This window comes from Streptomyces sp. NPDC002889 (assembly GCF_042888425.1).
In the GTDB taxonomy this organism is placed as follows: Bacteria; Actinomycetota; Actinomycetes; order Streptomycetales; family Streptomycetaceae; genus Streptomyces.
The window spans coordinates 82,041-108,389 of the sequence record NZ_JBIAPT010000014.1; the positions used below are offsets into that span (position 1 = coordinate 82,041).

Annotated in this window: 29 protein-coding genes and 1 riboswitch; of the genes, 12 read left to right on the top strand and 17 right to left on the bottom strand. The window is 70.6% G+C overall.

The window, feature by feature from the left end; all coding sequences use genetic code 11:
• Position 1: 1 nt before the first annotated feature.
• Positions 2-748 carry an ABC transporter permease gene (locus ACFYWI_RS22060; RefSeq protein WP_389235086.1) on the top strand — a complete coding sequence of 249 codons (747 nt, stop codon included), beginning with the start codon at positions 2-4 and terminating at the stop codon, positions 746-748.
• 40 nt (positions 749-788) lie between these two features.
• A complete protein-coding gene (locus tag ACFYWI_RS22065; protein WP_389235089.1) occupies positions 789-1,208 on the top strand; it encodes a hypothetical protein in 420 nt (139 codons plus the stop codon).
• Positions 1,209-1,234: 26 nt separating this feature from the next.
• Here ACFYWI_RS22065 and mug read toward each other — a convergent pair whose 3' ends face one another.
• The 3 genes from mug to ACFYWI_RS22080 are packed head-to-tail and all read right to left on the bottom strand — an operon-like array spanning position 1,235 to position 4,129.
• Positions 1,235-1,792 carry a G/U mismatch-specific DNA glycosylase gene (mug, locus tag ACFYWI_RS22070; protein WP_389235092.1) on the bottom strand — a complete coding sequence of 186 codons (558 nt, stop codon included), beginning with the start codon at positions 1,790-1,792 and terminating at the stop codon, positions 1,235-1,237.
• Between the two features lie 16 nt (positions 1,793-1,808).
• On the bottom strand, positions 1,809-3,251 hold the full coding sequence (gene purB / locus ACFYWI_RS22075; protein WP_389235095.1) for an adenylosuccinate lyase: 1,443 nt from the start codon (positions 3,249-3,251) through the stop codon (positions 1,809-1,811).
• Between the two features lie 59 nt (positions 3,252-3,310).
• Entirely contained in the window at positions 3,311-4,129 is an 819-nt protein-coding gene (locus ACFYWI_RS22080; protein ID WP_389235098.1) for an SGNH/GDSL hydrolase family protein, read from the bottom strand.
• 59 nt (positions 4,130-4,188) lie between these two features.
• Between ACFYWI_RS22080 and ACFYWI_RS22085 the strand changes: the two genes are divergently transcribed.
• On the top strand, positions 4,189-5,202 hold the full coding sequence (locus ACFYWI_RS22085) for a maleylpyruvate isomerase N-terminal domain-containing protein (protein ID WP_389235101.1): 1,014 nt from the start codon (positions 4,189-4,191) through the stop codon (positions 5,200-5,202).
• Between the two features lie 308 nt (positions 5,203-5,510).
• Here ACFYWI_RS22085 and ACFYWI_RS22090 read toward each other — a convergent pair whose 3' ends face one another.
• From ACFYWI_RS22090 to ACFYWI_RS22110, 5 genes are all read right to left on the bottom strand, one after another.
• Complete coding sequence (locus tag ACFYWI_RS22090; RefSeq protein ID WP_389235105.1) at positions 5,511-6,524, bottom strand: hemolysin family protein; 1,014 nt, start codon at positions 6,522-6,524, stop codon at positions 5,511-5,513.
• Positions 6,521-8,002 (bottom strand): hemolysin family protein, encoded by a 1,482-nt coding sequence (locus ACFYWI_RS22095; RefSeq protein WP_389235109.1) that lies wholly within the window; start codon positions 8,000-8,002, stop codon positions 6,521-6,523. Before ACFYWI_RS22095 ends, ACFYWI_RS22090 begins: the two co-directional genes overlap by 4 nt.
• Before the next feature lie 159 nt (positions 8,003-8,161).
• The gene (locus ACFYWI_RS22100; RefSeq protein ID WP_389235113.1) at positions 8,162-8,590 is read right to left on the bottom strand and encodes a GNAT family N-acetyltransferase; all 429 of its coding nucleotides are present in this window, start codon (positions 8,588-8,590) and stop codon (positions 8,162-8,164) included.
• Positions 8,591-8,707: 117 nt separating this feature from the next.
• A complete protein-coding gene (locus tag ACFYWI_RS22105; protein WP_389235116.1) occupies positions 8,708-11,272 on the bottom strand; it encodes an ABC transporter permease in 2,565 nt (854 codons plus the stop codon).
• A 7-nt stretch (positions 11,273-11,279) separates the two neighbouring features.
• Positions 11,280-12,092 carry an ABC transporter ATP-binding protein gene (locus ACFYWI_RS22110; protein WP_389235119.1) on the bottom strand — a complete coding sequence of 271 codons (813 nt, stop codon included), beginning with the start codon at positions 12,090-12,092 and terminating at the stop codon, positions 11,280-11,282.
• A gap of 167 nt (positions 12,093-12,259) precedes the next feature.
• Between ACFYWI_RS22110 and ACFYWI_RS22115 the strand changes: the two genes are divergently transcribed.
• Together ACFYWI_RS22115 and ACFYWI_RS22120 are read left to right on the top strand one after the other, a co-directional pair.
• Positions 12,260-12,475, top strand: coding sequence for an antitoxin (locus ACFYWI_RS22115; RefSeq protein WP_389235122.1), 216 nt, complete (start codon positions 12,260-12,262; stop codon positions 12,473-12,475).
• Positions 12,472-12,843, top strand: a complete 372-nt coding sequence (locus ACFYWI_RS22120) for a fic family toxin-antitoxin system, toxin component (RefSeq protein WP_389235125.1) — start codon at positions 12,472-12,474, stop codon at positions 12,841-12,843. Before ACFYWI_RS22115 ends, ACFYWI_RS22120 begins: the two co-directional genes overlap by 4 nt.
• 8 nt (positions 12,844-12,851) lie before the next feature.
• Here the strand turns inward: ACFYWI_RS22120 and ACFYWI_RS22125 are convergent, their stop codons facing one another.
• From ACFYWI_RS22125 to bioB, 5 genes are all read right to left on the bottom strand, one after another.
• A complete protein-coding gene (locus ACFYWI_RS22125; protein ID WP_389235128.1) occupies positions 12,852-13,529 on the bottom strand; it encodes a class I SAM-dependent methyltransferase in 678 nt (225 codons plus the stop codon).
• Between the two features lie 60 nt (positions 13,530-13,589).
• Entirely contained in the window at positions 13,590-13,943 is a 354-nt protein-coding gene (locus ACFYWI_RS22130) for a VOC family protein (protein ID WP_389235131.1), read from the bottom strand.
• Positions 13,944-13,948: 5 nt separating this feature from the next.
• Positions 13,949-14,677, bottom strand: a complete 729-nt coding sequence (gene bioD, locus ACFYWI_RS22135) for a dethiobiotin synthase (RefSeq protein ID WP_389235134.1) — start codon at positions 14,675-14,677, stop codon at positions 13,949-13,951.
• Positions 14,678-14,819: 142 nt separating this feature from the next.
• A complete protein-coding gene (locus tag ACFYWI_RS22140; RefSeq protein ID WP_389235137.1) occupies positions 14,820-16,109 on the bottom strand; it encodes an adenosylmethionine--8-amino-7-oxononanoate transaminase in 1,290 nt (429 codons plus the stop codon).
• Positions 16,102-17,271 (bottom strand): biotin synthase BioB, encoded by a 1,170-nt coding sequence (gene bioB, locus ACFYWI_RS22145; RefSeq protein ID WP_389235140.1) that lies wholly within the window; start codon positions 17,269-17,271, stop codon positions 16,102-16,104. The genes ACFYWI_RS22140 and bioB overlap by 8 nt, the downstream gene beginning before the upstream one ends.
• Before the next feature lie 145 nt (positions 17,272-17,416).
• Here bioB and ACFYWI_RS22150 point away from each other — a divergent pair, with 145 nt between their 5' ends.
• Both ACFYWI_RS22150 and ACFYWI_RS22155 read left to right on the top strand, forming a co-directional pair.
• Complete coding sequence (locus tag ACFYWI_RS22150; RefSeq protein WP_389235143.1) at positions 17,417-18,562, top strand: 8-amino-7-oxononanoate synthase; 1,146 nt, start codon at positions 17,417-17,419, stop codon at positions 18,560-18,562.
• A 204-nt stretch (positions 18,563-18,766) separates the two neighbouring features.
• Positions 18,767-19,198, top strand: coding sequence for an ATP-binding protein (locus tag ACFYWI_RS22155; protein WP_389235147.1), 432 nt, complete (start codon positions 18,767-18,769; stop codon positions 19,196-19,198).
• Positions 19,199-19,702: 504 nt separating this feature from the next.
• On the opposite strand, the gene ACFYWI_RS22160 is transcribed toward ACFYWI_RS22155, so the two are convergent.
• The 3 genes from ACFYWI_RS22160 to ACFYWI_RS22170 all read right to left on the bottom strand — a co-directional run bounded on the left by ACFYWI_RS22160 (position 19,703) and on the right by ACFYWI_RS22170 (position 21,629).
• Positions 19,703-20,179, bottom strand: a complete 477-nt coding sequence (locus ACFYWI_RS22160) for a C40 family peptidase (RefSeq protein WP_389235150.1) — start codon at positions 20,177-20,179, stop codon at positions 19,703-19,705.
• Between the two features lie 2 nt (positions 20,180-20,181).
• Positions 20,182-20,348, bottom strand: a riboswitch (cyclic di-AMP (ydaO/yuaA leader).
• A gap of 335 nt (positions 20,349-20,683) precedes the next feature.
• Positions 20,684-20,992 (bottom strand): hypothetical protein, encoded by a 309-nt coding sequence (locus ACFYWI_RS22165; protein ID WP_389235153.1) that lies wholly within the window; start codon positions 20,990-20,992, stop codon positions 20,684-20,686.
• Positions 20,993-20,999: 7 nt separating this feature from the next.
• Entirely contained in the window at positions 21,000-21,629 is a 630-nt protein-coding gene (locus tag ACFYWI_RS22170; RefSeq protein WP_389235156.1) for an ATP-dependent Clp protease proteolytic subunit, read from the bottom strand.
• 84 nt (positions 21,630-21,713) lie between these two features.
• On the opposite strand from ACFYWI_RS22170, the gene ACFYWI_RS22175 reads away from it, so the two are divergent.
• Entirely contained in the window at positions 21,714-21,995 is a 282-nt protein-coding gene (locus ACFYWI_RS22175; protein WP_389235159.1) for a type II toxin-antitoxin system Phd/YefM family antitoxin, read from the top strand.
• A gap of 89 nt (positions 21,996-22,084) precedes the next feature.
• On the opposite strand, the gene ACFYWI_RS22180 is transcribed toward ACFYWI_RS22175, so the two are convergent.
• Positions 22,085-23,071, bottom strand: a complete 987-nt coding sequence (locus tag ACFYWI_RS22180) for an ABC transporter permease (RefSeq protein ID WP_389235162.1) — start codon at positions 23,069-23,071, stop codon at positions 22,085-22,087.
• 103 nt (positions 23,072-23,174) lie between these two features.
• Between ACFYWI_RS22180 and ACFYWI_RS22185 the strand changes: the two genes are divergently transcribed.
• The 4 genes from ACFYWI_RS22185 to ACFYWI_RS22200 all read left to right on the top strand — a co-directional run bounded on the left by ACFYWI_RS22185 (position 23,175) and on the right by ACFYWI_RS22200 (position 26,273).
• A complete protein-coding gene (locus ACFYWI_RS22185; protein ID WP_389235165.1) occupies positions 23,175-23,795 on the top strand; it encodes a TetR/AcrR family transcriptional regulator in 621 nt (206 codons plus the stop codon).
• Between the two features lie 135 nt (positions 23,796-23,930).
• Positions 23,931-24,233 carry an urease subunit gamma gene (locus ACFYWI_RS22190; protein WP_389235168.1) on the top strand — a complete coding sequence of 101 codons (303 nt, stop codon included), beginning with the start codon at positions 23,931-23,933 and terminating at the stop codon, positions 24,231-24,233.
• A 14-nt stretch (positions 24,234-24,247) separates the two neighbouring features.
• Complete coding sequence (locus ACFYWI_RS22195; RefSeq protein WP_389235171.1) at positions 24,248-24,559, top strand: urease subunit beta; 312 nt, start codon at positions 24,248-24,250, stop codon at positions 24,557-24,559.
• Positions 24,552-26,273 carry an urease subunit alpha gene (locus ACFYWI_RS22200; protein WP_389235174.1) on the top strand — a complete coding sequence of 574 codons (1,722 nt, stop codon included), beginning with the start codon at positions 24,552-24,554 and terminating at the stop codon, positions 26,271-26,273. Before ACFYWI_RS22195 ends, ACFYWI_RS22200 begins: the two co-directional genes overlap by 8 nt.
• The last annotated feature ends 76 nt before the right edge of the window (positions 26,274-26,349 follow it).

Sequence of the window (26,349 nt, forward strand, 5' to 3'; positions counted from 1 at the left end):
CGTGTCATTCCCTGCAGTTGTGTATGCCGAATGGATCAAGATCCGCTCGCTGCGCTCCCTTGCCGGTTCGCTGATGTCCGTCTTCCTGGCTACAGCCGGCTTCTCCGTCCTCATTTGCGCCGCGCTGGGGCGTCCGGAGCCCGGCGTCACCGACTTCGATCCGGTGCTGTTCTCCTATTACGGCCTGAACTTCGGCCAGATGGCGGCCCTCACCTTCGGTGCCATAGCCATGGCCGCCGAGTACAAGAACGCCGGTATCCGGGTCTCCCTGGCGGCTGTTCCGAACCGGGGACTCTTCTACGCCGCCAAACTGGCCGTTGTGGGCTGGGCGGCGTTCGTCGTCGGCCTGGCCACAAGCCTGACCTGCTTCCTGTCGGGTCAGGCACTCATGGACGAGGGATTCGGCATAGGCATCGGCGACCCGGGAGCGCTGCGCGCGGTCGTCGGCTGCGCCCTCTACTTCGCGCTGATCAGCCTGCTGTCGGCCGGGCTCGCAGCCCTGCTGCGCAGTGTGACCGGTGCGCTGAGCCTGCTCGTTCCGCTGTTCCTGATCATGCCGTTCGTGATCGGGGACGTATCGCGTGACAGCAGCGCCGCCGAGTTCCTGCCGGACCGGGCGGGGCAACAGATCCTGCTGCAGGATCCGGCAGGGACGCTGGGTCCCTGGAGCGGCATGTCGGTCCTGGCGCTCTGGAGCGCACTCGCGATGGCGGCGGGCTGGTGGGCCCTGCGCGGACGCGACGCCTGACGGGCAGCCACATGTCAGTGCCGACAGGTTTACTGGGACCATGACCACCGCACGGCATCTCGAAATCATCGACCTGCTGCGCGCCCGTGACTTCCCCCCGGAGTGCGGCCCGTCGGACGTCGGCTCGCAGGGCCCCGGATTTCACATCGCGGAGCTCAACGGGCACTTCGGCGACGGCGCCTCCGCGGACGCGGACCGAGAGGCGGAGGCGGAACAGCGTCTGGCCGAGCAGGAGGGCTTGTTGCGGGGACTCACAGAACGCTGGGGCGAGCCGGACACCTTCAGCCTCGCCGGTACGCGGCTGCGCGTGGAGAGGGACGAAGAGGTGCCGGAACCGTGGCGGCGGCTCGGCCAGCAGATGGGGTGGCTGCACCTGTGGCGCGTCGATCAGCGGTGGATAGGGGTCGGACTGTCCGCGTTCCAGCTGCTGGCCGTGGTGACCGAGACAGACCCGCCCTGACGATCCTGGAACAAGCCGTCCTGGATTCAGCCGTCCTGGAGCGAGTCGTCACCTTCCGCCGCGGCGCGCAGCCGCGCGAATTCGTCGGCCATCGTCTGCGCGGTCCAGTGGGCGTTGAGTCCGCTCGGATTGGGCAGCGCCCAGATCCTCGTCCCACCGATCGTGCGCTCCTGCGGTCCGATCTTCGCCTTCCGTTCGCCGAACGCCGTGCGGTACGCAGTCACTCCGACGACCGCCAGCCACCGGGGCCGCAGTCGCTCCACCTTGGCGGCCAGCAACTGCCCGCCCGTGCGCAGCTCCTCCTCGCTCAGCTCATCGGCGCGGGCCGTGGCCCGCGCGACCACATTGGTGATGCCGAGGCCGTAGTCGAGCAGTTCGCGCTGCTCCGCGGGCCGTAGCTGACGCGGCGTGAAACCGGACAGATGCAGCACCGGCCAGAACCGGTTGCCGGGCCGGGCGAAGTGGTGGCCGGTGGCCGCGGACATCAGGCCGGGATTGATGCCGCAGAACAGCACCGACAGGCCGCCCGCCACCACGTCGTCGATGACGCGGTCGCGGGCGGTCTCGAGTTCCTCGGGGGTCACGCGGGGGCGCCGAAGCTCACAGGATCGAGCCCGGGGCGTAGGCCGCCGCCTCCGGGTGCTGCTTGACGATCTCCTCGACTCGGGAGACCACCGAAGCGACCTGGTCGCCCGCGGCGCCGGTGAACGACAGCTTGTCGGCCATCAGCACGTCCAGCTGCGACCGGTCCAGCGGGATCCGCTCGTCGGCGGCGAGCTTGTCGAGCAGCTCGTTGCGCTCCGCGCCCTGCTCCCGCATGGCCAGCGCCGCCGCGACGGCGTTCTGCTTGATGGCCTCGTGCGCCATCTCGCGGCCGACGCCTGCGCGCACCGCGGCCATCAGCACCTTGGTCGTCGCGAGGAACGGGAGGTAGCGGTCCAGCTCGCGCGCGATGACGGCGGGGAACGCGCCGAACTCGTCGAGGACCGTCAAGAACGTCTCCAGCAGACCGTCGAAGGCGAAGAACGCGTCCGGCAGCGCGACCCGGCGAACCACGGAGCAGGACACATCACCCTCGTTCCACTGGTCGCCCGCCAGCTCGCCGGTCATGGACGCGTAGCCGCGCAGGATGACCATCAGGCCGTTCACCCGCTCGCAGGACCGGGTGTTCATCTTGTGGGGCATCGCCGACGAGCCGACCTGTCCGGGCTTGAAGCCCTCGGTGACCAGCTCGTGTCCTGCCATCAGACGGATGGTCTTGGCGAGCGAGGACGGGGCGGCGGCCAGCTGCACGAGTGCCGAGACGACGTCGTAGTCCAGCGAACGCGGATAGACCTGGCCGACAGAGGTGAAGGCGTGCGCGAAGCCGAGATGACCGGCGATGCGCTGCTCCAGCTCCGACAGCTTCGCGGTGTCGCCGCCCAGCAGGTCGAGCATGTCCTGTGCGGTGCCGACCGGGCCCTTGATCCCACGCAGGGGGTAGCGGCCGAGCAGGTCCTCGAGGCGGTCGTAGCCGACCAGCAGCTCGTCGGCAGTGGTCGCGAACCGCTTGCCGAGCGTCGTGGCCTGCGCGGCGACATTGTGCGAGCGGCCGGCCAGGACCAGCTCCGCGTACTCGCCCGCCAGCTTGCCCAGGCGCGCCAGCACGGCGACGGTCCGGTCGCGCATGAGTTCCAGCGAGAGCCGGATCTGCAGCTGCTCGACATTCTCGGTCAGGTCCCGGGAGGTCATGCCCTTGTGGACGTGCTCATGGCCCGCCAGCGCGTTGAACTCCTCGATCCGCGCCTTCACATCGTGGCGTGTGACCTTTTCGCGCTCGGCGATCGACGCCAGGTCGACCTGGTCGAGCACCCGCTCGTAGTCGGCGATGGCGGCATCCGGCACCTCGATCCCGAGGTCCTTCTGGGCACGCAGCACCGCGAGCCAGAGCTGACGCTCCAGCTTGACCTTCTGCTCGGGGGACCAGAGGACGGCAAGCTCCGCAGAGGCGTAGCGGCCGGCCAGGACATTGGGGATGCGAGGCTTCGCAGACACAGCAGTCACGTGACCAGATTCTACTGGCGGTTTCTGCAGGCCAGCGCCGCGCCCCGGTTCGTACCTTGCTACGAAAGGGCCTCGTCCCGGCCGAGCGGTGCCTCGTCCCGGCCGAGCGGCAGCTCGTACGGGAGCAGTTCGGCGCGCTTGGGCGGGCGCCCGTCGCCCGAGGAGCGGCCCGTGAGCCGGCGCCCTATCCACGGGCCCAGGTACTGGCGCGCGAAGCGCAGATCGGCGGTCCGCCGGGCTGCCCAGCCCGTGGGATCGGTCGGCGGTAGCGGCGCCTGCCAGTCGTCCTCGGCATCGAGGCCCAGCGCCTGCCACACCGCCTCGGCGACGCGGCGGTGCCCCTCGGCCGTCAGATGCAGCCGGTCCACGTCCCACATCCGCCGGTCGCTCAGAGCCGTCGATCCGTACAGATCCACCACCAGCGCACCGTGCCTGGCCGCCAGGGCGTCGATATGCGCGAACAGCTCCTCCATGCGCGGGCGGAAGCGCTCGAGCACCGGGCCGCTGCGACCGGGACTGCGCATCAGCACCAGCTGCCGGCAGGACGGTGCGAGTGTCTCGACGGCTTCTTCCATCAGCCCGCACACCCGCGCCATGTCGCATTTGGGCCGCAGGGTGTCGTTCAGCCCGCCCACGAGGGTGACCACGTCCGCCTGCATGGCCGCCGCCATGCCGATCTGCTCGTCGACGATCTGGCCGATGAGCTTTCCGCGCACGGCGAGGTTGGCGTAGCGGAAGCCGGGTGCGCTCGCGGCCAGCCGGGCGGCGAGCAGATCCGCCCAGCCGCGATAGGAGCCGTCGGGGAGGAGGTCCGACATGCCTTCGGTAAAGGAGTCACCGACCGCGACAAAACTGGTGTATCTGGCATTCATCTCCATGGCGGGGAGATCCTACCGCGCGGTAAGGTCCGTCGGTTCCGTACCGGGAGGGGAGTTCTGTGAGTGACGCACTGCTCCACGCGCTGACCGAAGCGTTGGCCGATGTGGTGACCTCGATCGACACCTGTGACGACGATGTGCTCGACCCGGACACCGCGGTGAAGTGGATGGAGACCACCGCGTATCTGCTCGACCGGCTGTCGCCCGCCGACCGCCGTGAGCTGGCCGGACTCTTCCGCCGCGTTGCGGCGCGCCGGCCGGAGGGTGCCTGGCGGGACGAGCTGCTGAAGATCCCCGAGGGCTTCGGCCTCGACGACGACCAGCACGAGCTGTACTGCGACGGCGTCGAGCAGCTGGTGCGGCGCTTCGTCGACGCCGTACGGGACGTGGACCCCGCGACCCCCGTGCCGACCTGCCCCGGCTGGACTTTCGCGGACCTGGTGAAGCACCACGGCACGACCCACCGCTGGATGGAGCACCTGGTCCGGACCCGGGCCGCGGAGCGGGTCCGGTCGCGGGACGTTCCCCTCGATCTGCCCGAGGAGACGACGGCGTATCCACGGTGGCTGGTCCACAGCGCCGAGGCGACGCTGCGCACGCTGCGGAAGGTGGACCCGGACACGCCCATGTGGTCGCACGGGGCGGACCAGCGGGTGGGCTTCTACCCGCGGCGACTGCTGTTCGAGACGGTGGTTCATCTCGCCGACGCCGAACTCGCCCTCGGCCGGGAGCCGGGCATCCGGCCGGGCACAGCCGCGGACGGAATCGACGAGTTCCTGGAGAACGTGCCGTACTTCGCGTGGATCGCCGAACCGGTCGGCGAGCTGGCGAACGGCTCGCTCCGGCTGACGGCCACAGATACCGGCGGAGCCTGGACGATCACGTTCGGGGATGCGGGCTACGCCTGGACGACGCACGGGGAGAACGCCGACACGGCCGCCGTGTGCGTTGCGGCCCCGGTCGCCGATCTGCTGCTGCTCCAGTACGGCCGCCGACACCCCGACGACCCACGGTTCGCCGTTGCGGGCGACCACGCCGTACTGGACAGGTGGCTGGCGGCGACGGCGATGTAGGGGGCGAAGCCGTAGGCAGGCCGCCGGGCACGGGCCGCAGCCGGGCGCGGTGACCCGAGCCGGGACGCCGGGGCGCGCCGGCGCGCCCCGGCGTGCGGTAGCGGGCACCTGCCGCCGCGGTCGTCGCCGCGCACGGTGGCCGAGTGCGGGGATGCCTGCCCCGCAACGCGACGGCCCGGCCGATCGGGCACGCGGGCGCAGGCCACCCGACGCGGCGACGCCCGGGCCCGCGGCCACAGACCGCGGGCCGGTGGCGGCCGGTGCCGTCACCGGCCCGCGCAGCGCCGTCAGTGCGGTCGGGTATCCCGTCAGTCCGGACGGCCCACCAGTTCGCGCAGGACGTCCTCCATCGTCACCAGGCCCCCCGGTCGGCCGTCGTCGTCGAGGACAGCCGCCAGGTGGGTGCGGCTGCGGCGCATCGCGGTCAGGACGTCGTCCAGCGGCGTGGTCGCCCGGACGCGGGCGATCGGGCGCATCGCCGACACCGGGAACGGCGCGTCCCGCGGAGTCGCGTCCAGCGCGTCCTTCACATGGAGGTAGCCCAGGATCCGCCCGTCCGCGTCCACGACCGGGAAACGCGAGAACCCGGAGTGGGCGGCCAGCAGTTCCAGCTGTTCCGGAGTGGTCCCGGCCCGCGCGTACACCACGCGGTCGATCGGCACCACCACGTCCCGCACGGGCCGGCGGCCCAGCTCCAGGGCGTCGCGCAGCCGCGCGGCCGACCGGTCGTCCAGCAGCCCGGCGTCGCCCGAATCACGTACCAGCGCCGCGAGCTCGTCGTCCGAGAACGCCGCCGACACCTCGTCCTTCGTCTGGACCCGCAACAGCTTGAGCAGCCCGTTCGCCATCGCGTTGATCGAGAAGATGACCGGACGCAGTGCCCGGGCAAGCGTCACCAGTGGCGGGCCGAGCAGCAGCGCGCTGCGTACCGGCTCCGCGAGCGCGATGTTTTTCGGCACCATCTCGCCGAGCAGCATGTGCGAATACGTCGCCAACGACAGGGCGATCACGAAGGAGACCGGGTGGACCGCGCCGTGCGGCATGCCGACCGCGTCGAAGACCGGCTCCAGGAGATGCGCGATGGCAGGCTCGGCGACGATGCCCAGCACCAGAGTGCACAGGGTGATGCCCAGCTGCGCGGCGGCCAGCACTGCCGAGACATGCTCGAGGCCCCACAGCACACTGCGCGCCCGCCGGTTGCCCGCCTGCGCCTCCGGTTCGATCTGGCTGCGGCGAACGGAGATCAGCGCGAACTCCGCGCCGACGAAGAAGGCGTTGACGACCAGCGTCAGGAAACCGATGAAGAGCTGAACGGCGATCATCGTCCGGCCTCCTTGTTCCGGCCGGTCCGGCCGGTCCGGCTGCGCCGCTCGGAGCCGGGGCCTCTGTGGCCGTCTCCGTGTCCTCTTTGGCCCCGGCCGCTCCGGCCGTCACCATCGGTCTCTTCCGTCCCCTCGCCCCGGTCCGGCCCGGCCTCGTCCGCGTCCTGGACCGGGTTCAGGGGTGCGTGCAGCAGCACCCGCGCCGCCCGCCGCCCCGTGGCGTCGACCACGTCGAGCCGCCACCCGGCGACGTCGATACGGTCGCCCTCGACCGGGATACGCCCCAGCTCGGTTGCGATCATCCCCGCAAGTGTCTCGTACGGGCCGTCAGGTACCCGTAGTCCGATGCTCGCCAGCTGGTCGGTACGGGCGGCGCCGTCGGCGGACCACAGCGTGCGGCCGTCCGCGTCCTCGCCCGCCGGGGCCAGATCCGATGTCTCGTGCGGATCGTGCTCGTCGCGCACCTCGCCGACGACCTCCTCGACGATGTCCTCGAGCGTCACCACGCCTGCCGTACCGCCGTACTCGTCGACGACGACAGCCATCCTGGACCGGCCGGACAGCCGGTCGAGCAGTCGGTCCACGGTGAGCGTCTCGGGTACGAACAGCGGCTCGCGCATCAGCTCCGAGACCGGCTGGCGGGGCCTGCGCTCGGCCGCGATCGCCACCACGTCCTTGATGTGCGCGATACCGACGACGTTGTCGAGGTTGCCCCGGTAGACGGGGAAGCGCGACAACCCGGTCGCCCGCGTGGCGTTGGCGACGTCCTCGGCGGTCGCCTGCACATCGAGTGCCGTGACCTGAACCCGCGGCGTCATGACGTTCTCCGCGGTCAGCTCGGCCAGATGAAGCGTGCGGACGAACAGCTCGGCGGTGTCCGCCTCCAGAGCACCCTGCTTGGCGGAGTGGCGGGCCAGCGCGACCAGTTCCTTGGGGCTGCGCGCGGATGCCAGCTCCTCCGTCGGCTCCAGGCCCAAGCGCTTGACGATGCGGTTGGCCGTGTTGTTGAGATGGCTGATCAGGGGCCGGAAGGCGGCGGTGAAGACCCGCTGTGCGGGTCCCACCGCCTTGGCGACGGCGAGCGGCGAGGAGATGGCCCAGTTCTTGGGGACCAGCTCGCCGACGACCATCAGGACCACCGTCGACAGCCCCGTACCGATGACGAGCGCGGCCGAGGACGCCACCGAGTGGGAGATGCCGAGGTCCTCGAGCGGGCCGCGGATCAGCCTGGCGATCGAGGGCTCGGCGAGCATGCCGACGACCAGATTGGTGACGGTGATACCGAGCTGGGCGCCGGAGAGCTGGATGGTGAGGCTGCGTACGGCCTTCAGCGCGCCTGCCGCACCGCGCTCGCCGCGCTCGGCCGCCCGTTCGAGCGCGCCGCGCTCCACCGTGGTGAGCGAGAATTCCGCCGCGACGAAGGCCCCGCAGGCGAGTGAGAGCAGCACGGCCACGAAGAGCAGGAGCACTTCGGTCATCGGTTCACCTCCGTCCCATGATCGGACAGCGGGAGGAGGATTGCTCGATGTCGGCTACTGGGAGGCTCGCCCATGGGCGGACGCTCACACCTTTCCTACGGGAAGTGAATGATCCACCCATGGTAAAGGGTCGGCAAAGCACCCCGGGCGGCCGGTGCCTCAGAGCGATGCGAACGGCTTCACCCACCGCCGCCAGTGGTCCTCGCGCCGGTAGCCTGCCGCCGCCCAGGCCAGCTGAGCCCGCTCGTTCGCCTCCAGCACCATGGCGTCGCCGCGCCTGCCGCCCGCGGCGCGGAACCGCCGCTCGGCCGCGTCCAGCAGCGCCGCCGAGATGCCCTGCCGCCGGTGCGAGGGCAGTACGGCGAGCCGGTACAAGGAGCAGCGCCACCCGTCGTAGCCCGCGATCACCGAGCCGACGAGCAGCCCGTCCCGTTCGGCCAGAATCAGTGCCTCGGGGTCCCGGGCGATGAGCCGGGTGACCCCGTCCACGTCGTCCGTGATGCTCGTGCCCTCCGCGGCCTGCTTCCAGAAGGCGAGCACGGTCGCGGCGTCGGCGGCCACAGCGGTACGGATATGCGGGTCGGTCATGGCCGGAGCCAAGCATGTGCGGCCGCTGGGCTGCCACCGGCTTTCGCAGGCCGAGACGGGCGCGGGGCCCTGCCACCGGCTCCCGCCCGTCCCTGCGAACACCATGGCGCAGCGCGGCTACTCGTGTGCGATGGCAGCGAGCACATTCATCCGGGAGGCGCGCAACGCGGGCAGCACGGCCGCCGCGAGACCCACGACGACCGACCCCACGACGACCGCCGCCATCGTGCCCCAGGGCACGGCGAATCCGGTCAGTCCCTCCAGCGCCAGAACCTGCTGCACGGCCACGCCCCACACCAGCCCGAGCGACAGGCCCAGTACCGCCCCGAAGACGGCGATCACCACGGACTCCAGCCGGATCATGCGGCGCAGCTGGATCCGGGACAGCCCGATCGCCCGCAGCAGCCCGATCTCCCGGGTCCGCTCAACCACCGACAGCGCGAGCGTGTTGACCACGCCCAGTACGGCGATGACGATCGCGAGTCCCAGCAGCGCGTACACCAGATAGAGCATCACGGAGATCTGGCGGCGCACCAGGTCCTTGTAGTCGGCCTGGTCCCTGACCTGGACCTGCGGATACGGATCGAGGGCCGCCTCAAGCCCCTCGCGCAGCCGGGCGACGTCGTGGCCGTCCGCCGCATTGACGTACAGCGCTGCCTCCTGCCCGCCCGGCTGGTACTTATCCACCGTGCCCAGCCCCGTGAACAGGCCGCCCTCCATGCCCGGGCCGCCGCTCTGGTCCATGTCGGTGAGCGCCCCGACCCTCAGCCGCGCACTCTGTCCGCCCGCGAACCGCGCGGGCAGCACCGAGCCGACCCGCACCTTGTGCTCCGCCGCGTAGTCGCGGTCCATCGCGATGCTGTCCGGGGCCAGTGCCGCGGCGGTGTCCCCGGCGGCGTAGGTGATGTGCGCGGCCTCGTCCAGCCCCGGGTCGTAGCCGGAGGCCGTCGACTCGATCCGCTTGCCGTCGGGCAGCGTCAGGGCGAGCGCCGCGAAGCGCTGCCGTACGACCGTGCCGGCACCCGTCACACCCCGCACCTTCTCGGTGACCTCCTCGGGGAACGGCATGAAGTTGCTGTTCTGTACGACGAAGTCCGCGCCCAGCGTCCGGTCGATCTGGTCGTCGAAGGACTTGGTCATCGAGGCGCTGGCGATCGACAGTCCGCCGACCAGTGCCAGGCCAACCATCAGGGCCGCCGCCGTGGCCCCCGTACGCCGCGGATTGCGCAGCGCGTTGCGCCGGCTCATGCGCCCGACCGGGCCGAACAGCCGTGTGAACGTGCCACCCAGCACCCGGATCACCGGCCGTACCAGCAGCGGGCCCGCCACCACCATGGCGATCAGCGTCAGCACCACACCCAGACCGAGCAGTGAGGAGGCGGTGGCAGTCCGCTCGCTGACCGCGCACCCGGCCAGCGCGGCCAGGCCCGCGGCGCCGACCACCGCTCCGGCGACCGCCCGCGCCCTCAACGGCCGTCCTGCTCCGGCGACTTCCGCGTCCACCAGGGCCGCCATCGGGGACACCCGGGCAGCGCGTCTGGCCGGCAGATACGCGGCCACGAAGGTGACACCGACCCCGACCACGTACGCCGACAGCGGTGTCGCCACCCCCACCACCATCTCGGCAGCGCTCAGGTTCATGCCGAGGAGACCCATGAGCTCGATCAGTCCCGCGGCCAGACCGATCCCGGCCGCCAGCCCCAGCGTGGAGCCGACCAGACCCAGCAGCAGCGCCTCGGTGAGCACCGAACGGCGTACCTGGCGGCGGTCGGCCCCCAGCGCCCGCAGCAGCCCCAGCTCTCTGGTGCGCTGGGCGATCAGCATCGAGAAGGTGTTGACGATCAGAAAGATGCCGACGAGTACGGCGACCCCGGCGAAGCCGAGCATCACCCATTTGATGACATCGAGGAAGGGGCCGAGCCCGGCCGCGGCGGACTCGGCCTGTTCGTCGGCGGTGCGGTATGCGTAGCTGTCACCGAGCGCGGCGGCGATCCGTGCTCTGAGCACCTCGTCGCTCACGCTGTCCGCGGCCTCCACGGCGATGGACGTGGCCAGACCGGGCCGGCCGAGCAGTTCGTTCTGGGCGGTCGGTGTGTGCAGAAAGACCAGCGCGGCACCGGGGTTGGTGGTGGTGAAGGTCGCGATCCCGACGACCTTCACCGTGAACGAGCCGGGCTGGGCGAGGACGGTCAGGGTGTCGCCGATGCGAACGTGCTTGTTGTCGGCGGTGTCCTTGTCCAGCAGCGCCTCGCCGGCGCCGCCCGGTGCGCGGCCGCTGGTCAGCTTCACCGGACTGCGGTCGGTGACGTACCAGTTGGTGGCGATCGTGGGCGCGCCGGTCGTCGGACCGACCGGCTCGTTGTCGGCGTCGACGACCGTCAGGTTCTCCACGGAGGCCTCGACATGGGTTGCCCGCACGCCGTCGACCGCGTCGATGCGCCGCGCGAGCGAGGCCGGCACGGTTCGTACGACACCGGTCGGCAGCCGTTCGCCGATGTCTTCCTTCGGTGACACCGTGACATCCGCCGATGTGGAGGCGAAGAGCCGGTCGAAGGTACGGGAGACGGTGTCCGAGAAGATGAGACTGCCGGCGACGAACGCCACCGACAGCACCACGGCCAGTGCGGACAGCAGCAGCCGTCCCTTGTGTGCGAGGAAGCTCCGCAAAGTCGCCTTGAGCACCGTGGCCTCAGCTTCTGTGTGGTTCGTCGGAACGGGCGCTCTGGGGGTGCCCGCCGGAGAACAGGCGCATGCGCTCCAGGACCGCCTCCGCCGTCGGGTCGGGCATGACATCCACGATCCGGCCGTCCGCCAGGAACAGCACCAGATCGGAGCGGGCCGCCGCGCCCGGGTCATGGGTGACCATGACCACCGTCTGCGCCAGCCGGTCCACGGCCTCACGAAGAAAGCCCAGCACCTCGGCGCCCGCGCGTGAGTCGAGATTGCCCGTCGGCTCGTCGGCGAAGATCAGCTCGGGCCGGGACGCCAGCGCCCGGGCGCAGGCGACCCGTTGTTGCTGGCCGCCGGACAGCTGCGACGGCCGGTGGCTCAGCCTGTCGCGCAGCCCGAGGGTGTCGATGACCTGGTCCACCCACTCACGGTCGGGTTTGCGCCCGGCGATGTCCATGGGGAGCGTGATGTTCTCGGCGGCGTTCAGCATGGGCAGCAGATTGAAGGCCTGGAACATGAAGCCGATGCGGTCCCGGCGCAGCCGGGTCAGCTCACGCTCCTTGAGCCCGGTGATCTCCGTGTCACCGAGCCACACCTGGCCCGCGGACACGGTGTCGAGGCCGGCCAGACAGTGCATCAGCGTGGACTTGCCCGAACCCGACGGCCCCATCACCGCGGTGAACCGGCCGCGCGCGATATCGACGTCGACCGCGTCCAGGGCGCGTACGGTCGTCTCGCCGCTGCCATAGGCCTTGGTGAGGGAGCACGCCCGCGCGGCGAGGGGCACGTCCGCGGTCCGGTCGCCGTGAGGTGAAGTGGCAGGTGTGGACAAGGCCGCCTCCTGGATCGTGGCCGCTCCCCGATTCCCGTACAGGAGGGGAGAGTAGGGCCGGCGGGAGCACGCCGGTATCCCTCGTAGGGTTCGGTTCTCGGGGTCGGTGTAAGGGCCATTCGGGTGCCGTCTTGCGGCTGCTAGCATCCGCGCGCTAGCTTGTTGGTGTGGCGAAGACTCAGCTGAACGTAAGGGTGGACGAGACCACCGCCGAGGCAGCCCGCCAGCGGGCCCTGCAGCGCGGGATGAGCGTGAACCGCTACATCGAGGAGCTCGTCAAGCAGGACGCGGGTGAAGTGGGGCGTACGTTCGTGGACGCGGCCGCCGACTTCATGAAGCAGTACGAGTCGGTCTTCGTCGAGGAGTTCGGCGAGAAGCGTTGAGCCTTCGGATCGATCTGGCCTGGCTGCTCATGGTCGCCGAGCACAAGACTCCCGGCGACCCGCAGGTCGCCGACTGGGGCGCGCTCGTGGCCGCCGTCACCCGACATGATGCCGAGATATTCGGCATCCCCGTCTACAGCGATCCGCACACCAGGGCCGCTGCCCTGCTCCAGCTGCTGCTGCACGTGCCCGCGCTCGAACACTCCAACGCGATGTTCGCCTCCGCCGTGGCTTACGGCTATCTGGTTGCCTGCGGCCTCAAGGTCGTCACCTCGCCGGAACAGGTGCGCGACCTCGCCCGGCTGGTGAAGGAGGGCAAGGCGGACGTGCGCGCCATCGCCGACGAACTGCGGCAGTGGAGCCGGTAGGCCCTGCCCTAGTCCGCGCCGAACGGCCGGCGCGCGACTCCCAGCACACAGGGCGACGTCGGTAGCTGGATACGGCTCTCGGGCACCCGGAACCTGCGGTGCACCCCCAGCTCGAACCCGGCCTCCTCAATGGCGGCGACCGTGTCCCGCGCCGTGTGACAGCCACCGCACAGCAGCGGCCACACCGTACGGTCCAGGGCGCGCTGGGTACGCGCGAGGCCCGTGCCGGCTGCCAGCGTGTGCTCGAAGAACCGCAGTTCACCGCCCGGCCGCAGCACCCGCCGGATCTCCGACAGCGCCCGGGGAAGGTCCCGTACGGAGCACAGCACCAGCGAGGCGACGGCGGCGTCGAAGGCCTCGCTCTTGACCGGCAGCGCCTCCGCGGCGCCCGGCACCACATCCACCGGGACATCGGCGCGCAGTGCCGCGTCGGCGGCCAACTTCCGCAGAGTACGCTCCGGTTCCAGCGCGACGACCTCGCTGACGGCCGCCGGGTAGTGCGGGAAGTTCAGACCGTTGCCCGCGCCGATCTCGATCACCCGGCCCGACAGGCCGCTCAGCAGCTCCGCGCGGTACGCGGCGATGCCGCCCTTGGTGTCCGCGGCGACGCTCATCCTGGCGTAGAAACGCGCGAAGAGCGGATGGTGGACGGCGTCGTGGGGCACGTTGCTGCTGCGCAGCGGCATCGCGGGCCTCCTGGGAACGGACGGACCGGTCACCGCCATTCTCCCCCCGGGCGGCGCGAGTCAGCCGCCCAGGGCGGCCACGAAGCAGAATTCGTTCCCCTCCGGATCCCGCAACACCTGGAACCGGCCGTGATCGTCGGTGACGATCGAGCCGAGCCGCACCGCGCCGAGCCGGGCGGCCTCGTCGGCCGCGGTGTCGACATCACCGGCGTCCACATCCAGGTGGAGCCGGTTCTTGGCCGTTTTGCCCTCGGGCACGCGCTGGAAAGCGATCCGTACGCACTCCGGCGGATCGACGTACGACCAGTCGTCGCTGCGGTCCACCGGATCGCCGCCGAGGAGAGCGGCCCAAAAACGCACCAGCAGCGCGGGGTCCTGACAATCGAAGACGATCTCGTCGATACGTGCACGCATGCGGGTCAGCGTACGGCCACGTCGAACGCCGCCGCGGTGAACGCCGCCGCGTCCCAGCGGCCGCCGAGCCGGGGAGCGAGCCAGTCCCCGGCCTGCTCCCGGAACCGGTCGGGTGGCAGTGCCCCGGCACCCTGCGGTACGGCTCCGAGCAGCGGCGCACCCGCCGCCTGAGGCAGGTCCGCCAGATTGCAGCGCGCGGCGAGGTCCGGGTCGGCGGGCCAGCTGCCCACGACCACCCCGAGCTGCTCCAACTGCCGTGTCCGCAGAGCCTCCGCGGTCAGCGTCGTCATGTTCAGCGTGCCGAGCCCGGCGGGCGCGACCACCAGGACGGGCGCGCCCAGCTCACCGGCCACATCGGCGAGCGTGGCCCCGCTGTCGTCGAACCGGACGAGCAGCCCGCCCGCCCCCTCGACCAGCACCAGATCGTGCTGGGTCGCCAGCCGCTGCGCGGCCTCGGCCACCTGCTGGGGACGTACGGGAACCAGGCCTGCCCGTCGCGCGGCCGTGGCGGGCGCGAGCGGCTCGGGGAAACGGGCGAGCTCGGCGCCGGTCACCTCCCCGGCGAGGCGCCGCACCTCCTCGACGTCGCCGGCCTCACCCGGCGCGACCCCGGTCTGCGCGGGTTTGACGACGGCGACGGACCGCCCCCGCGCCCGCGCGAGCGCGGCAACCGCGGCGGTCACCACGGTCTTGCCGATCTCCGTCCCGGTTCCGGTCACGACGATCACTGGCATGGTGCTTTCCTCTGTTCGCTGCGGCCCTGCCCGTCTGCCGGCCGCGGTCGTGTCGCCGGGTGCCCGAGGCGCAGCCCGTCCGCCGGTGGCCTGCGGTGCGCCCGGCAGGTGAGCCCCGCCGTGGGGACGCACCCACGCGCCCTCATCCCGCGGACACGGCCGCGCACACCGCCCTGCACACCCGGGCCACATCCTCGTCGCCCGTCACGTACGGCGGCATCGTGTACACCAGGTCGCGGAACGGCCGCAGCCACACGCCCTCGCGTACCGCCGCCGCCGTGGCCGCCTCCATGTCCACCGCGTGGTCCAGCTGGACCACGCCGATCGCCCCGAGCACCCGGACATCCTTCACCCCGGGCCGGCCGGCCGCCTCCGCCAGACCGTCCCGCAGGCCCGTCTCCAGGCGCTTGATCTCCTGCTGCCAGTCCTGGGCGAGCAGCAGGTCGATCGACGCGCAAGCCACCGCCGACGCCAGCGGGTTGCCCATGAACGTCGGTCCGTGGGCCAGTACCGGGATCTCGCCCTGCGAGATTCCGTCGGCCACGCGTGAGGTGCACAGCGTCGCCGCCATCGTGAGATAGCCGCCGGTCAGCGCCTTGCCCACACACATCACATCGGGCGCGACCCCACCGTGCTCCGCAGCGAACAGCGCGCCCGTGCGGCCGAACCCGGTGGCGATCTCGTCGAAGACGAGCAGCACACCGTGCTCGTCGCACGCCGCCCGCAGCACCCGCAGATACTCGGGGGAGTGGAAGCGCATACCGCCCGCGCCCTGCACCACCGGCTCCACGATCACCGCGGCCAGCTCGTGCGCATGCCGCGCGATCAGAGCGCGCAGCCCGTCCGCGTACGTCTCCTCGTACTCGGCCGGCGGCGCGTCCGCGAAGATCTGACGCGGCAGCACACCCGACCACAGCTCGTGCATCCCTCCCTCGGGATCGCACACCGCCATCGGCTGCCACGTGTCCCCGTGGTACCCGCCGCGCCAGGTCAGCAGCCGCCGTTTCTCCGGCCGTCCCACCGATCGCCAGTGCTGCAGGCACATCTTCACCGCCACCTCGACGGACACCGAGCCCGAGTCGCACAGGAAGACGTGCCGCAGGGGCTCGGGGGTGATCTCCACCAGCCGGGCGGCCAGCCGTACGGCGGGCTCATGCGTGAGCCCGCCGAACATCACATGACTCATCCGCCCCAGCTGGCCGTGCGCCGCATCGTTGAGAACCGGGTGGTTGTAGCCGTGGATCGCCGACCACCACGACGACATGCCGTCGATCAACTCGCGCTGACCGTGGGCGGGTTCCGCGAGCCGCAGCCGTACCCCGGACGCGGACTCGACGACCAGCGGGTCCGTACGGCCCGGCATCGGGCCGTACGGATGCCAGACATGGGCCCGGTCCAGGGACAGCAGTTCAGCGGGGGACAGCTCAGGCATTGGGCGCGAGATCCGTGCCGGCACCACGGCGGCGTACGGACACGAGGTCGGTGCGCGCCGCCTGGACGTCGGGAGCCTTCTCGGCAGTGGCCGGACCGCCCGAGCACGCGCCCGCCCCTTCGCCGTCGCCGCACACGGACGTGGCACAGCCGCCACCGGACCGGTGCTCGGGCAGGGTCGAGGTGTCCGTACCCTCCACCTCGAAACCGGCGTCCGTGATCATCTCCAGGTCGGCCTTGCCGGCCTGGCCCTCACTGGTCAGATAGTCGCCGAGGAAGATCGAGTTGACCAGGTGCAGGGCGAGCGGCTGCATCGTGCGCAGATGCACCTCGCGGCCGCCCGCGAGCCGTACCTCCACGTCCGGGCAGACGAACCGCACCATCGCCAGAATGCGCAGGGCGCGCTGTGGTGTGAGGTTCCATTCCTTGGCGAGCGGGGTGCCCTCGAACGGGATCAGGAAGTTCACCGGTACCGAATCCGGGTCCAGTTCACGCAGCGCGAAGACGACGTCGACGAGGTCCTCGTCGCTCTCGCCCATTCCGGCGATCAGACCCGAACAGGCCGACAGACCGGCGGCGTGCGCCTTGTTCACCGTGTCCACGCGGTCCGCATAGGTGTGCGTGGTCGTGATGTCCCCGTACGTCCCCTCCGAGGTGTTCAGGTTGTGGTTGTACGCGTCGGCGCCCGCGTCGCGCAGTCGCTCTGCCTGGCCGTCGGAGAGCAGCCCGAGGCACGCACAGACCTCCACGCCCTCGTTCTGCTCCTTGATCGCCTCGATCGTCTTCGAGACCCGGTCCACGTCCCGGTCCGTCGGACCGCGGCCGCTCGCCACCAGGCACACCCGCTTGGCCCCACCGGCCACACCGGCGGCCGCGGCCTCGGATGCCTCGTCCGGCTTGAGCCAGGTGTACTTGAGGATCTCCGCCTTGGATCCCAGCCGCTGCGAGCAGTACGAACAGTCCTCGGGGCACAGACCCGACTTGAGGTTGACCAGATAGTTGAGCTTCACCCGCCGCCCGAACCACTGCCGGCGCACCTTGCCGGCCGCGGCAACCACATCGAGCAGATCGTCGTCGGAGGTCGCCAGTACGGCGAGCGCTTCTTCACGGGTCGGCAGCTCGCGCCGCAGCCCCTTCTCCACCAGTGCGTTCAGCAGGTCCATGGCGTCGATCCTGACGTACGGCACACGCCGTGGCCAAGGAGGATCCCCACAACAGCGTCTGTTTGAGGTGTGTGCATGGCCACATCCACTCCTCGAGCGCACCCGGTTAAGGTCTGTGCGCTGCCTACAAAAGGACCGGACCACCATGCCCCAGGATCCTTTCGACTGGATCGACGACGAGTCGCGCCGCCGTGAGCGCGCGGGCCTCGTACGGACGCTCCGGCCGCGCCCCGCCGACTTCGGCCTGCTCGATCTGGCGAGCAACGACTACCTGGGTCTCACCCGCCGCCCGGAGATCACCGAGGCCGCGGCCGAGGCTGCCCGCCGCTGGGGCGCGGGGGCCACCGGATCCCGGCTCGTCACCGGCAGCACCGCACTGCACGCCGAGCTCGAACGCGAACTGGCGGCCTTCTGCGGATTCGAGGCAGCCCTCGTGCTGTCCTCCGGCTACGCCGCCAACCTCGCCGCCGTGACCGCGCTCAGCGGCCGCGACGCGCTGATCGTCTCCGACGCGGGCAACCACGCCTCCATCGTCGACGGCTGCCGGCTCTCCCGTGCCGAGACCGCGGTCGTACCGCACACCGATGTGGACGCCGTACGCAAGACGCTCGACGCGCACCCGGGCCGCCGGGCCCTCGCTGTCACCGACTCGGTGTTCTCGGTGGACGGCGACGCCGCGCCGCTGCCGGCGCTTGCCGACGCCTGCCGTGAGCACGGCGCAGCGTTGCTCGTCGACGACGCACACGGGCTCGGAGTGCTCGGCGACGGCGGTCGCGGCGCCCTCGACGCCGTCGGCCTGGCAGGCCGTCCAGGTGTCGTCACCACGCTCACGCTGTCCAAGTCGCTCGGCAGCCAGGGCGGCGCGGTCCTCGGCCCGGCCCGTGTCATCGACCATCTGGTCAACACCGCCCGCACGTTCATCTTCGACACCGGCCTCGCCCCCGCCGCCGCGGGCGCTGCCCTCGCGAGCCTGCGGCTGCTGCGCCGGGAGCCCGCACTCGCGGGTCGGGCGCGAGACGTGGCGGCGACGCTGCACCGGCGGCTGACCGATGCCGGACTCATCTCCGCGCGTCCGGACGCCGCGGTCGTCTCGGTCCAGGCGCCCTCACCGGAGGCAGCGCTGCAGTGGGCCGCCGACTGCCGGGCGGCGGGGCTCGTGGTCGGGTGTTTCCGTCCCCCCTCGGTGCCGGACGGAATCTCCCGGATCCGGCTCACGGCCCGGGCCGACCTCACCGATCAGCAGCTCGGCGCAGCGGTCGAGACCATCGTCCGGGCCGCGCCGATGCGTTGACGCGCGGCGGTGTCACCGCCCCAAATACGCTCTCCCGTAGCAGAGTTCACCGCATCGAGCGACAGATAAATGCCTATCTCGGTGGATCGGCGTCCCTGACGCCCGATAAGTGGCAGTCTGACGCGCAGCGCAATCCGTGGCCGTCCTCGCATTTCATCCGCTACGAGTCGGAGACCGGCCCGGTGGGAAAGGGACAGCGTCGCCATGGCAGACCACCAAGAAGCATCCGTCACTCTGCCGAGCGATCCCGCCTCGGTCTCGGTGGCCCGAAGATATGTCACGAGCGTCGTATCCGGGTGGGGGCTGCCGACCGAGGCCGAAGCAGCCGACACCGTACGCCTGATCGTTTCCGAACTGGCTACCAATGCCGTGCAGCACACCTTCGGGCAGTCGCCCACCTTCACCGTCGACCTGCGGCTCGAGCGCGACGAGCAACTGTGCATCGGAGTCACCGACAGTCATCCGCGCTGGCCGCAGCGGCTGCCCGCCGCGGTCCGCCAGGACAACGGCCGTGGCATGGTCATCATCCGCAGCCTCACCGCGGAGTGCGGTGGCAGGCTGTCGATCACTCCTACCGCGGACGGCGGAAAGACCGTGTGGATCGCCCTGCCCTGGAGCGTTCCGGTACAGAGCTGAGCCCGGGTGCTCCTGCGCGGACTGTCGGCCGGTCCGGCCGAACACGCCGCGCAGCAGGGCCTATAGCGACTGCGCGGCGGCACTCGATTCCGGACCACGGCGCACGAGCGAGATCGTCCGGCGCAAAGCGGTGGGGTCCAACTGCCGTACCTCCAGCGGAGTCGCGGCCATTGCCGCCACCATCTCCGGTACCACGGCCACCCCGAGGCCCCGGAGCAGGCGCACTCCAGCGCATGGCCCGGCGACCTGCACACCGCGGCGGGCGTCGCACCCCGCCTGCGCCAGAGGGCCATCCGCCCCTGCAGGAAGGATGCGAGGGCGCGCTGCCGATCAGCGGCTGCCCGGCGAGATCACTCACCAGGCAGCCGAACCGGTGTTGCAGGTCGAGGGCTGCGACGGCCGTGCCGTGGAAGGCGTCACGGGTGGCGCGTGCACCGTACCGTGCGCGCGGTCCGGCCGTTGCCGCACTGGTGCAGGGGAGCGTGATCCGTATCGGTCGTGGTGTCAGCGCACGCGGCCGTACCGGACGCTGCTCGACCAGATCTTGTCCCGCCGCACCACCGAACCCGTTTTGGGGGAGTGCCAGATCCTGCCCCTGCCGGCGTAGATCCCTACGTGGTAGACGTGACCGCCGTAGTGGAAGAAGACCAGGTCGCCGCGTTGTCTTTCCGCGGCGGAAATACGGCGGGTCCGGTTGTACTGCTGCTGGGCGGTACGCGGCAGTCGTTTGCCCGCCTTCTTGTAGGAGTACTGAGTCAGCCCTGAGCAGTCGAACAGATGCGGGCCCGTGGCGCCGTACCCGTAAGGCGCTCCTCTCTTCGACGCGGCCACTTCGAGTGCCCTGGTGGCGTGGGTGGTCACCGCCTGGGCGGGAGCTGCGCCACCGGGTGCCACAAGTGTGCCGCCGACAACGGCAAGAGTCAGTGCCGATACGGCCCCCGCTCGTGACAGCAGGAGCGGGAGATCAATCTGCGCAGTCATGCGCAACCCTTCGTCAGCCGCCTGTGAAGGGTGACCTGTCGGGTTCGGACCGGCGAAGACGCCCGGCCGCTGAAAGCGGCTTAACCCCAAGGGACGACCGAAGGAAACGGTCGCCCCGTACTGCCTGGGCCCTCCACTCCTGCCGATGCACTTCTGTCGACCAGTCATCCGGTGCGGCGGCAGGACTCAGCGTCCGCCCGGACCGCCCCGTCAAGGTGGCGGGGGCTTGTCGTCTCACGGATCCTGACCCACACATGTCCGTTTTCCGAGTTGAAACGGCTATTGTGAAGCTAATCACGACTGATCTATTTGGGTATTCGGTACCGTTTTGATCGCTTTTGCGTGACGTCGAACCCCCGCTGTGCAGGGGTGAAACCGTCAATTACGCCAAACCGGTAGTCGTGTTGCGCAACTCCTTGAGCAGGTGCTCAATTCGTCCGGAGTCCACCGAACGGGGTACTGGAGGCAGTACCCCGTTGGCGGTTGACGGCAGCAGATAGTCCGTCAACTCGTGGCTGAAGGTGGCATCGTCACCCGGTTCGCCCTCCGCTCACCGTCGAGGACCCGCAGAGCCTCGGCGAGCGTCGCGGCGTGAACCTCGCTCTCGCCGCGCGTATGCATCAGCGTCAGGGCCTCCTTGAGAGCGGCGGCCCGGCCGACCAGAGCCTGAGCCGCGCGCAGCGCCCCGTAGGTGTGGGCGGAGCGTGCAGGGTTGATCCGCCCCAGCAGATCGACCACGGCGAGGTAGCTGTCGACGAAGTCGGCCTCTGCGCGGGTCAGAGCGGGCAGCGGCGGCAGTTCCGGCAGCGGCATGTGCCACTCACCTCTGCCCGGAGAGCGAGGTCTTGCGGTTGTCGACGACATGGTCGACCAGACCGTACGCCCTGGCCTCCGTGGCGTTGAAGATCTTGTCCCGCTCCAGGTCGGCGGTGATCCTCTCGGCGGGCTGCCCGGTGTGGCGCACCAGCATCCCGGCGACTTGGGTGCGCAGCCGCAGCAATTCCTGGGCATGGATCTCCAGATCGGACGGCTGTCCGCGCAATGGCTCCTCGAAGGAGGGCTGCTGGACGACGATCCGTGCACCGGGCAGGGCCATCCGCTTGCCGGGTGCGCCCGCGGCGAGCAGCACGGCGGCGGTCGAGGCGGCCCGGCCCAGGCAGTACGTCTCCACGTCGCAGGTGATGACCTGCATCGTGTCGTAGATCGCGGACATGGCGCTCATCGAGCCGCCCGGGGAGTTGATGTACAGCGCGATGTCGCGGTCCGGGGCCGCGTACTCGAGATGCAGGAACTGGGCGATCACATCGTTCGCCGCGGTGTCGTCGACCTCGGTGCCGAGAAAGATGATCCGCTCGTCGAGGAGCTTCGAGTAGGGGTCGAGGGTGCGCGTGCCGTTGCTCGTGCGCTCCGTGAACTGCGGCAGGACGTAACGGGCGGAAGGGCGGTTCATGGCGGCGTGGCTCTCCTCGTCTCCGGGTCATGTCCCGTTCTCTGTAAAAAATGTACAGGACGTACAGACCGTTATGATGGGAGCATGGCCTACGAGATTCCGGTGACGCAAGCCCGCGCAGAGCTCGCCGAACTGATCAACCGCGTCGTCTACGGCGGGGAGCGTGTCGTCGTGACCCGGCACGGCAAGCCGCTCGTGGCGCTCGTCTCCGCCGCTGACCTGGAACGACTCGAGAGTGAGCGGCAAGCGGACGAGGAACAGGTGATCAGCTCGGTCTCCTCGCTCGGCTCGATGACGTCCGCTTCCGGCGAACAGGGGCGCTTCGGTCTGGCGGCGGAGCACCGCCGGCCCGACCGGCACGGCTGACCCGTTGCCCGAGACCCTCCGCACAGCGCAAAGGGCTGCGCGCCCCCGTCCGCTACAGCGGGGACGCGCAGCCGGTCCATGACGGCCGGTCAGCCGACCGGTACGGGCGCGGCCTGAGCGGATTCCGGGGCGGCGGGCCGTTCCGCGCGCCTGCCGCCGAGCAGGACTGCGGTGAGCCCGAGCGCCGCCCAGACCGACAAGGTGAGCAGCTCGGCCCCGGCGCCGCTCCCGTCGAAGTACGCGACCGAGCGGAGCGCGGTCGCGCCCGCACCCGGCGGCAGCCACTGGCCGATCGCCCCGGCCGGCTCGGGCAGCAGTTCGGGTGCTGTCGCGGCACCCGCGAACGGGTTGCCGATCAGCACCATCAGCAGTGCGCCGACTGCGATGCCCCGCGTGCCCATCAGGGCCCCGAACCCGGCGACGGTCGCGGAGATGGCGAGGGCGGTCAGTGCCAGTACGCCGGCCTCGGCCCACCAGTCGCCGGTGAGCACCCCGAGCCAGCTGCCCGCCAGCGTCACGGCGGTGATGCCGACGAGTGCCGCCGTGGCGACGAGGGCCACGGCCGCCCGTGTGCCGCGCAGCCGCAGCAGGGTCACCATCGCTCCGGCAGCGACGCCTGCGAGGGCGAGTGGCAGGACGCTCGCCGCCAGAGCGCTGCCGCGCGGGTCGCCGGAGGGGGTCGGGGCCACATCCGTGACCGGCACCGCCGTGCCTGCCGGTGCCTGCGTGGTCACGGCCTCCTTGAGCAGCTGCGCGACCACAGGGCTCGCCGCCGACGCGGTCAGCAGCCGCGGGCCCTCGGGGGTTGCCACGACCGCTCCGTATACGACCCGGTCCTCGACCGCGGCGCGGGCGGCGGCCTCGTCGTCGTAGCGGTGGACGTCGAAGGCTCCTGCCCGCTGCTCGAACCGATGCTCCAGCTCGGTGGCCGCGGCGGCCGGCCCGGCGACGCCGATGGGCAGATCGCGCGGTGCGATGCGGGCCGCCGGCCAGGCGAAGGCCCACAGGGCCAGCGCCACCACGACCGGAACCAGGACCATCACAGCGACCATGCGGCGGGTTGGCGCAGTGGACATGATGTCTCCACGTAAAGAGAAGGATCGTTCGTTTTATTGCCTTCCCACTGTCGCGCCGGAGTGGGAGGTTGTCAAGAATGAATGTTCGTTTTAAATTCGGGACATGGCTCGCGTATCCCAGGAACATCTCGACGCACGCCGTCGGCAGATCATCGACGGCGCCTCCCGCTGCTTCGCCCGCAACGGATTCCATGCCACATCGATGCAGGACATCCTGCGTGAGGCGGGCCTGTCGGCCGGGGCGGTCTACCGCTACTTCCGCAGCAAGGAGGAGCTGATCGAGGCCATCGCGGACGAGGCGTTCAGCGGGATCCGCGCCGCCTTCGAGGAGGCGGCCCGTCACACCCCGCCGCCGACCCCCGACGTACTCCTCGGCAGGGTGCTGCGCCGCATGCTCATCGAGGAGGTGCCCGGTGGCGACCGGCAGGCCTTCGCCCGGCTGATCGTGCAGGTGTGGACCGAGACCCTGCGCAACGAACGCCTCGCCGCCACATTGGGCGAGGGGTACGCGGGAATGCGGCTGGCCTGGGCGAAGCTCGTCGACGCCTACCGCGCGGGCGGCCTGATGGACGCGGACGTGCCGGCCGACCATGTGGCCCGCACCCTCATCGCCACCGCTCAGGGGTTCATCGCCCAGCAGGCGCTGTTCGGCGACGCGAGTGTCGAAGTCATCGAGGACGGTCTGCGGGCCCTGATGTCCATGCAAGATCCCAAGATCAGTTAACGCGCAGGAAAAACTCGCGTCCTAACGTTCAACCCCTGGTCGTGGGATGCCCGCGACCCGGTCGGCAGAGCGTTGACCGGGTCAGGGCCCCGCTGCACCCGGACGGCCCGGGCAGGACGACAGTGAGGTGGACGCGTGCAACTCTCCCCGCACGAACAGGAACGACTTCTCATCCATGTGGCTGCCGATGTGGCGGAGAAGCGCCGGGCGCGCGGGGTGAAGCTGAACCACCCCGAAGCCGTCGCCCTGATCACCTCGCACATCCTCGAGGGCGCGCGCGACGGCCGCTCGGTCGCCGACCTCATGAACTCCGGGCGCACGGTGCTCGGCCGCGCCGACGTCATGGAGGGCGTCCCCGAGATGATCCACGACGTTCAGGTCGAGGCCACCTTCCCCGACGGGACCAAGCTCGTCACCGTCCACGACCCGATCGTCTGAGGGGAGCACCGCCGATGATTCCCGGAGAGATCCTCTTCGCGGAGGGGACGGTCCCGCTCAACGAAGGCCGCGAGACCACCTCCCTCACCGTCGTCAATGCCGCCGACCGGCCCGTCCAGGTCGGCTCCCACTACCACTTCGCCGAGGCCAACCCCGGTCTGGACTTCGACCGCGCCGCCGCCCACGGCAAGCGGCTGAACATCGCGGCGGGCACCGCCGTGCGCTTCGAGCCCGGCATTCCTGTCGAGGTCGAACTCGTACCCCTCGCGGGCCGCCGGGTGGTCCCCGGCCTGCGCGGCGAGAGCGGAGGTACCCTCGATGGCTGAGCTCAGCCGCCCCGTGTACGCGGATCTCTTCGGGCCCACCACCGGTGACCGGATACGGCTCGCCGACACCGACCTCCTCGTCGAGATCGAGGACGACCGCTCGGGCGGACCCGGACGCGCGGGCGACGAGGCGGTGTTCGGCGGCGGCAAGGTGATCCGCGAGTCGATGGGCCAGTCCCGCACGACCCGGGCCGAAGGCGCGCCCGACACCGTGATCACCGGCGTCGTGATCATCGACCACTGGGGCATCGTCAAGGCCGACATCGGCATCCGCGACGGACGCATCAACGGCATCGGCAAGGCCGGCAACCCCGACACCATGGACGGGGTCCACCCCGCTCTGGTCATCGGCCCCGAGACCGAAGTCATCGCGGGCAACGGGAAGATCGTCACCGCGGGTGCGATCGACGCGCACGTCCACTTCATCTCACCGACCCTCGTGGACCAGGCGCTCGCCACCGGCGTCACCACCCTGGTCGGCGGCGGCACCGGCCCGGCCGAGGGCACCAAGGCCACCACCATCACCCCCGGCCCCTGGCACCTTGCCCGGATGTTCGAGGCACTGGAGACCTTCCCGGTCAACATCGGCCTGCTGGGCAAGGGCAACACCATGTCCCGCGAGGCCATGCACTCCCAGCTGCGCGGCGGGGCGCTCGGTTTCAAGATCCACGAAGACTGGGGCGCCACGCCCGCGGTCATCGACGCCTGTCTGAGCGTCTGCGACGAGACCGGCGCCCAACTCGCCGTCCACACGGACACCTTGAACGAGGCCGGATTCGTCGCAGACACCCTCGCCGCAATCGCGGGACGCACCATCCACGCCTACCACACCGAGGGCGCGGGCGGCGGGCACGCACCGGACATCATCACCGTGGTCTCGGAGCCCTACGTCCTGCCCAGCTCCACCAACCCGACCCGGCCGCACACCGTCAACACCATCGAGGAACACCTCGACATGCTGATGGTCTGCCACCACCTCAACCCGGCCGTGCCGGAGGATCTCGCCTTCGCGGAGTCCCGGATCCGGCCCTCCACCATCGCGGCCGAGGACATCCTGCACGACCTCGGTGCGATCTCGATCATCTCCTCCGACTCCCAGGCGATGGGGCGCATCGGCGAGGTGATCATGCGTACCTGGCAGACGGCGCATGTGATGAAGAAGCGCCGGGGCGCGCTGCCCGGCGACGGCCGGGCCGACAACCACCGGGCACGTCGCTATGTCGCCAAATACACGATCAACCCGGCGGTCGCCCAGGGGCTCGACCGGGAGATCGGCTCGGTCGAGACAGGCAAACTCGCCGACCTCGTCCTGTGGGAGCCCGCCTTCTTCGGCGTCAAGCCGCAGCTCGTCATCAAGGGCGGGCAGATCGCGTACGCACAGATGGGCGACGCGAATGCCTCGATCCCCACGCCGCAGCCCGTGCTGCCACGGCCGATGTTCGGTGCGCTGGGGACCGCCGCGGCGCGCAGCTCGTTCAACTTCGTGGCCGAGGCGGCGATCGAGGACGATCTGCCCGAACGCCTCGGTCTGGCGAAGAAGTTCGTGCCGATCACCAGTACGCGACGGGTCACCAAGGCGGACATGCGCGAGAACGACGCGTTGCCGCGGGTCGAGGTGGACGCCGACACCTTCACCGTGACGATCGACGGCGAGGCCGTCGAGCCCGCGCCCGCTGTGGAACTTCCCATGGCCCAGCGGTACTTCCTGTTCTGATGGACGCGCGCAGGGGGACCCGCGGGCGGCCCGGGCCAGGGGACGGCCCGGCTGCGCGACCGGCCCGTGGGCGGCG

What these genes read in the sequence shown, in the direction of transcription:
- ACFYWI_RS22065 (WP_389235089.1), top strand. Translation starts at nt 789, where the DNA reads ATGACCACCGCACGGCATCTCGAAATCATCGACCTGCTGCGCGCCCGT.
- ACFYWI_RS22080 (WP_389235098.1), bottom strand. Translation starts at nt 4,129, where the DNA reads ATGGAGATGAATGCCAGATACACCAGTTTTGTCGCGGTCGGTGACTCC.
- ACFYWI_RS22090 (WP_389235105.1), bottom strand. Translation starts at nt 6,524, where the DNA reads ATGATCGCCGTTCAGCTCTTCATCGGTTTCCTGACGCTGGTCGTCAAC.
- ACFYWI_RS22095 (WP_389235109.1), bottom strand. Translation starts at nt 8,002, where the DNA reads ATGACCGAAGTGCTCCTGCTCTTCGTGGCCGTGCTGCTCTCACTCGCC.
- ACFYWI_RS22100 (WP_389235113.1), bottom strand. Translation starts at nt 8,590, where the DNA reads ATGACCGACCCGCATATCCGTACCGCTGTGGCCGCCGACGCCGCGACC.
- ACFYWI_RS22125 (WP_389235128.1), bottom strand. Translation starts at nt 13,529, where the DNA reads ATGCCGCTGCGCAGCAGCAACGTGCCCCACGACGCCGTCCACCATCCG.
- ACFYWI_RS22130 (WP_389235131.1), bottom strand. Translation starts at nt 13,943, where the DNA reads ATGCGTGCACGTATCGACGAGATCGTCTTCGATTGTCAGGACCCCGCG.
- bioD (WP_389235134.1), bottom strand. Translation starts at nt 14,677, where the DNA reads ATGCCAGTGATCGTCGTGACCGGAACCGGGACGGAGATCGGCAAGACC.
- ACFYWI_RS22140 (WP_389235137.1), bottom strand. Translation starts at nt 16,109, where the DNA reads ATGCCTGAGCTGTCCCCCGCTGAACTGCTGTCCCTGGACCGGGCCCAT.
- bioB (WP_389235140.1), bottom strand. Translation starts at nt 17,271, where the DNA reads ATGGACCTGCTGAACGCACTGGTGGAGAAGGGGCTGCGGCGCGAGCTG.
- ACFYWI_RS22150 (WP_389235143.1), top strand. Translation starts at nt 17,417, where the DNA reads ATGCCCCAGGATCCTTTCGACTGGATCGACGACGAGTCGCGCCGCCGT.
- ACFYWI_RS22155 (WP_389235147.1), top strand. Translation starts at nt 18,767, where the DNA reads ATGGCAGACCACCAAGAAGCATCCGTCACTCTGCCGAGCGATCCCGCC.
- ACFYWI_RS22160 (WP_389235150.1), bottom strand. Translation starts at nt 20,179, where the DNA reads ATGACTGCGCAGATTGATCTCCCGCTCCTGCTGTCACGAGCGGGGGCC.
- ACFYWI_RS22165 (WP_389235153.1), bottom strand. Translation starts at nt 20,992, where the DNA reads ATGCCGCTGCCGGAACTGCCGCCGCTGCCCGCTCTGACCCGCGCAGAG.
- ACFYWI_RS22170 (WP_389235156.1), bottom strand. Translation starts at nt 21,629, where the DNA reads ATGAACCGCCCTTCCGCCCGTTACGTCCTGCCGCAGTTCACGGAGCGC.
- ACFYWI_RS22175 (WP_389235159.1), top strand. Translation starts at nt 21,714, where the DNA reads ATGGCCTACGAGATTCCGGTGACGCAAGCCCGCGCAGAGCTCGCCGAA.
- ACFYWI_RS22180 (WP_389235162.1), bottom strand. Translation starts at nt 23,071, where the DNA reads ATGTCCACTGCGCCAACCCGCCGCATGGTCGCTGTGATGGTCCTGGTT.
- ACFYWI_RS22185 (WP_389235165.1), top strand. Translation starts at nt 23,175, where the DNA reads ATGGCTCGCGTATCCCAGGAACATCTCGACGCACGCCGTCGGCAGATC.
- ACFYWI_RS22195 (WP_389235171.1), top strand. Translation starts at nt 24,248, where the DNA reads ATGATTCCCGGAGAGATCCTCTTCGCGGAGGGGACGGTCCCGCTCAAC.
- ACFYWI_RS22200 (WP_389235174.1), top strand. Translation starts at nt 24,552, where the DNA reads ATGGCTGAGCTCAGCCGCCCCGTGTACGCGGATCTCTTCGGGCCCACC.